We start from the raw sequence: 3643 nt of genomic DNA on the forward strand, positions 1-3643 counted from the left end.
GGGCGGGGCGTGCCGGCGGGCGGAGAGCCGTTCCGCCAGGCCCAGCGGCTCGACCAGCTCGCGCGGCGGCGCGGCGGCGCGGGCGGTCTGCAGGCGGCGGTTCTGCCGCAGCGCCTGGTCGAGCCGCGCCGCCACCTCCTCCGCCTGGCGCGAGGCCGAGCCCAGCTCCTGCGACAGCCGGCGGCAGGCGGTGATCTTGCTGTCGACCTCGGCGATGCCGTCGCGCACCGTCTGCACCAGGCCGCCGGAGGCGCCATCGAGCCGCCGCGAGGCGGCATCGAGCTGGGCCACCACCGCGCCCGCCCCCTCGAGCGCGGCGCGCAGCCGGCCCATGCGGCGGTAGAGCAGCAGGATCCAGCCGCCCTGCGCGGCCAGCACCGCCAGGCCGGAGGCATCCAGGATTTCGGTCAGCGTCATGATGGGGATTCTCCTCGCCCGTCCTGGGCCGCCGCGGCGAGCGAGAGGTCGCCCGGCCAGCCCTTCTCGATCACGCAATCCTCGACATGCAGCACCACGCGCTCGTCGCGCGCGGCCATGGTGGCGCGGCAGACCATCAGCCCCTGGCAGAACACCTCGATGGCCTCGTCCTGCCGGCGGTCGAGCGCCAGCACCGCGCCGGGCTGCCAGGCGGCGATCTCGGCGAAGGGCAGCACGCGGCGCTCGATCACGGCGGTCAGCTCGAGCGGCGCGCGCGGCAGCTCCTCGGCCAGATGGCTGCGCCAGATGGTGTCGCCGCCCTGCTTCTTGCCCAGCACCTCCTGGCTCAGCAGGTCGCGCACCGGGTCGATCGCGGCATAGGGCAGCAGGAAATCGATGTAGCCGCCGCGCCCCTCCATGGTGATCTCGGCGCGGAAGGTCAGCGCCGCCGCGGTCGGCTTGGTGATCAGCGCATAGCCCGGCGTGATCTCGAAGCGCTCCAGCGCGAAGGTGGCGGGCGAGACGGCCTCGAAGGCGCGGCTCATGTCCTGCGCCACGATGGAGACGAACTTCTCGACGAAGGTGCGCTCGATCGGCGTGTAGGGCCGGCCCTCGATCGGCTGCAGCGCGTTGCGCCGGCCGCCCAGCAGGATGTCGACGATCGAGCCGATCAGCCGCGAATCGAGCGCGGCCAGGCAGTAGCCGTCCCATTCCTCGATGCGGATGACGCCGATCAGCGCCGGCAGGGTGATGGTGTCGAGGAAGGCGCCGACGCGCACGGGGCGGATGCGGTCGATCACCACATCGGCGTTGTCGGCGGTGAACTTGCGGCTGGAGCTGGTCATCAGCCGGGCCAGCCGGTCGACGACGATCTCCAGCATCGGCAGCTTCTCGTAGCGCACCGCGCCGCCGACCAGCGCCTCCAGCCCGCGCCGCGGCGGCTCCGGCTCGGCCGCGGGCTCCGGGCCGCCGAACAGGCTGTCGATGTCGCCCTGGCCCATGGCCATGCCGGCGGCGCCCCAATCGGCCATCGGATCGCCCATCGGATCGCCCATCGGATCGACGGCGGGCTCCTGGCCGTCCGGCGTGTTCGCGCTCCCGCTCACGGCTCAGGCGACCACGAAGCCGGTGATCAGCACGTCGCGCACCCGGCCCGCGCCCAGCATCAGCTCCAGCCGGCGGTGCAGGTCGCCGCGCAGCCGGTCCATGGCCAGGGCGCCCTCGGTCTCGCCGTCGCGCAGCGTGCGCAGATAGAGCACCAGCCCGTCATAGACGCGCGGACTGAGCAGCTCGGGCTGCAGCTCGGCCGGATCGCCGGCGAGTTCGACGGCGAGCTTGAGCCGCAGCTGGCGCGGCCGGCCGGCATTCGGCAGGGTCAGCGTCATCTCGGGGAATTCGAGGAAGGCGGGGCGGGCCGGGGGCGGGGCGGCCGGCGCGGCGGCCAAGCCCACAACCATATTTCGCATCGTCTCCGCCGCGCCCGGCATCAGGAACCAGGCGCCGGCCAGGCCGCCACCCAGCACCGGCAGCAGCAGCAGAGGCACCAGCAACAACCGGCCGCGCCGCTTGCCTCCTGAGGCCGGGCGCGGCGGCTTATCGGATTTTTTCGCATCATTCTCGGCGGCAGAGGCGGACATGGGCGAGGCATCTCCTGGCGGCATTGATTTTTCGCGCGACAAGCGGAGCGACCGCAGATATAAACCGACACGTTCTCGCATGCCATGCTAAAAACACCGGAAGCCGAACTTGCCCGCCCCCCGTCAGGCCCGTGGGCGGACGCGGCGGAAGGTCTGGCCGGCGGGAGACAGGAACTGGATGCCGCGGCCCTCCGCGTCCCGGCGCCACGGCGCCGGCCCCGGGCCGGTCGAGAAGGGACGAGAGAAGGTCGATGCAGCAAATCCGCACCCTCGGATCCGGTTTCGATCTGAGCGGGCTGGGCCAGGGCCTGGCCCGGCTGGGCCCCGCGAAAATCGGCGCCATGGTCGCCGTGGGCCTGGCCGCCCTGCTGGCCGTGCTTCTGGTGGCCCGCTCCGCCCAGGCGCCGCACGGCCTGCTCTATGCCGGGCTGGAGGCGGCCGATGCCGGCCGCATCGCCGCCCGCCTCGAGGAGCTGAAGATCCCGGTCGAGGCGCGCGGCGATGGCAGCATCCTCGTCCCCGCCGAGCAGGTCGCGCGGCTGCGCATGCAGCTCGCGGCCGAGGGCCTGCCCCGCCAGGGCGGCGCCGGCTACGAGCTGCTCGACCAGGCGAGCCCGATGCAGATGACCTCCTTCATGCAGCGGGTGCAGCGGCTGCGCGCGCTGGAGGGCGAGCTGGCGCGCACCATCGTCGCCATGCAGGGCGTGCGCAGCGCCCGCGTCCATGTCGTGCTGCCCGAGCGCGAGAGCTTCTCGCGCGACGCGCCGGCGCCGACCGCCTCCGTCACCGTCACCACCTCGGCCGGGCAGCGCCTCGGCGCCGCCCAGGCGGCGGCGATCCGGCTGCTGGTCTCGGGCGCCGTGCCGCGGTTGCGGCAGGAGGATGTCTCGGTGGTCGATCCCGCCGGCGTGGTGCTGGCCGCCGATGGCGGCCTCGGCGCCGCCGCCGGCCGCATCGGCGAGATGCGGGCGGCGCAGGAGCAGGCGCTGCAGAAGGCGGTGCTCGACCTGCTGGAGCCGATCCTCGGCCGCGGCAAGGTGCGCGCCGTCGCCGCCGTCGAGATCGACGGCGCCCGCGTCGTCGCCCGCGCCGAGACCTTCGACCCGCTCGGCCAGGTGGAGCGCGGCCGGCAGAGCCAGACCGAGCAGGAATCGAGCGAGGACGGCCGTGGCCAGGCGCCGGTGACGGTCGGCCAGAACCTGCCCAACCAGCAGGTCAACAACACCGCCACGCGCAGCGCCACCAGCAACCAGCGCAACAGCGAGACGGTGAATTTCGAGATCTCCTCGAAGATCGAGGAGACCACGCGCGAGCCCGGCGCGGTCAAGCGGCTCAGCGTCGCCGTGGTGGTCGACACCGCGCTGGACGCGGAAGGCCAGCCGCAGCCGCGTCCGAAGGAGGAGCTGGAGCGGCTCGCCGCGCTGGTCCGCTCGGCGGTCGGCTTCAACCCGGCGCGCGGCGATCTGGTGACGGTCGACACGCTGCGCTTCCTGCCCGGCGAGGCGGCCGGCACGCTGGCCAGCGCCGAGACGGGCGGCGCGCCGCTGGGCGCCGCGCACTGGGCGCTGCTCGGCGCCGGTGCCCTCGCC

At 73.8% G+C, this 3643-nt stretch carries 4 protein-coding genes; 1 reads left to right on the forward strand and 3 read right to left on the reverse strand.

What is annotated here, in order from left to right:
* From ACVMLK_RS20190 to ACVMLK_RS20200, 3 genes are all read right to left on the reverse strand, one after another.
* Positions 1-417, reverse strand: a 417-nt coding sequence (locus tag ACVMLK_RS20190) for a hypothetical protein (protein ID WP_457487438.1), incomplete at its 3' end; no start/stop codon positions are given.
* Positions 414-1523: a FliM/FliN family flagellar motor switch protein gene (locus ACVMLK_RS20195; RefSeq protein WP_457487439.1), complete on the reverse strand. Its 1110-nt coding sequence runs from the start codon at positions 1521-1523 to the stop codon at positions 414-416. The genes ACVMLK_RS20190 and ACVMLK_RS20195, both read right to left, overlap by 4 nt.
* 3 nt (positions 1524-1526) lie before the next feature.
* Positions 1527-2054 (reverse strand): flagellar basal body-associated FliL family protein, encoded by a 528-nt coding sequence (locus ACVMLK_RS20200; protein ID WP_457487440.1) that lies wholly within the window; start codon positions 2052-2054, stop codon positions 1527-1529.
* 251 nt (positions 2055-2305) lie between these two features.
* Between ACVMLK_RS20200 and fliF the strand changes: the two genes are divergently transcribed.
* Positions 2306-3643, forward strand: a 1338-nt coding sequence (gene fliF, locus ACVMLK_RS20205; protein WP_457487441.1) for a flagellar basal-body MS-ring/collar protein FliF, incomplete at its 3' end; no start/stop codon positions are given.

Source organism: Teichococcus aerofrigidensis (genome assembly GCF_054073225.1).

Excerpts from the sequence above, each read along its gene's own strand:
- ACVMLK_RS20200 (WP_457487440.1), bottom strand. The coding sequence starts at position 2,054 with ATGTCCGCCTCTGCCGCCGAGAATGATGCGAAAAAATCCGATAAGCCG.